At 69.5% G+C, this 1,100-nt stretch carries 2 protein-coding genes; one reads left to right on the top strand and one right to left on the bottom strand.

What is annotated here, in order from left to right; all coding sequences use genetic code 11:
• The coding region (locus JHN63_RS51275) for an N-acetyltransferase (protein WP_200691972.1) at positions 1–401 on the top strand (401 nt) is incomplete at its 5' end.
• 33 nt (positions 402–434) lie between these two features.
• Here the strand turns inward: JHN63_RS51275 and JHN63_RS51270 are convergent.
• On the bottom strand, positions 435–1,100 hold a 666-nt coding region (locus JHN63_RS51270), incomplete at its 5' end, for a type IV secretory system conjugative DNA transfer family protein (protein ID WP_234478965.1).

Raw genomic sequence — 1,100 nt, 5'->3', positions numbered from 1 at the left:
AGGAGCGGGCCGTAGGGGCCGCCGAAGGGGCTGACGGGGCTCAGCAGATCATTGCCGAGGGGCCCGAGGGCGAGTGGGTCGGGACGCTGACCGTGCTCCTTGAGGAGGCCGGGTCCGTCGACTGGGCCGGCTACGAGGTCGAGCGGAAGCAGGGGCACATCGTCGCGGTGTTCGTGCGCCCGGAGGTCCGGGGCATCGGGCTGACCGAGGTGCTCTTCGACGCGGCCCTGGAGTGGGCCTGGGGGCGCGGGGTCGAGCGGGTGCGGCTCATCGTGCATGAGGACAACGAACGGGCCCGGCGCTTCTACGGCAAGGCCGGCTTCGTCCCCACGGGAGTCACCGTGCCGTTGGGCGAGCACGCGGACCAGCTTGAGGTGGAGATGGTGGTCGAGCGGCCGTAGCCGTGACCGTCGTAACACCATGGAGTCCCGTTGCTATACCGGGAGTTCGTGGTGTGGCCAGCGGGCCCTGGCCTGTTCTCTGGAGCGGAGCAGGGCCAGGGTCGGCAGGCCTCGGTCCGCTCCGGTGGCCAGAAGCTCGGGGAGTTGGGGGAGCGGGGCCACGGCGGCAACGTCGTCCAGGACAAGCGTCATTGGTGGGTCGAGGCGACCGGCCGATGACCGTTCGGCCATGTGCCGGCCGCGCTCGACCACGCTTGATGCGAGGGCGGTGAGGAGAGGCATCGCGCCCGGGTTTGTACGGGGGTCCTCAATGGATTCACCGACCAGATAAAGCGTGCCCCCTTCGTTCGTGAAGGAATCCAAGGAGAGCGCGTCAGTTCTGTTGGGTGTGCAGGCTTCGCGGATGTTGACCGTGAAGAGGGCGGACAGCGCGCGGCTCGTCAACTCCTGCGCGATGTCGCGGCGTTCGGGGTGGGACGTGAGGGCCGCTTCCAGTTCGCCTGCCGCGCCGGGGGCTGCCTTGGGGTTGGTGCGGAGGATGCGTACCGCGTCCTGGATCTGGGTGCCCTGGGACCAGCGGTGGACGTGGCGGATGGTGCGGCCGTCGATGGCGGCGGCGTGCAGGTAGCTGCGGAGGAGTGTCTCGGCTGTGTCCGCCACCGCCAAGTCGACCATGGCGGTGGCGGACACAGCCGAGAC

Origin of the sequence: Streptomyces sp. MBT65 (genome assembly GCF_016612545.1) — a bacterium.
GTDB lineage: Bacteria > Actinomycetota > Actinomycetes > Streptomycetales > Streptomycetaceae > Streptomyces.
This window is presented reverse-complemented; position numbering and strand designations above follow the sequence as displayed.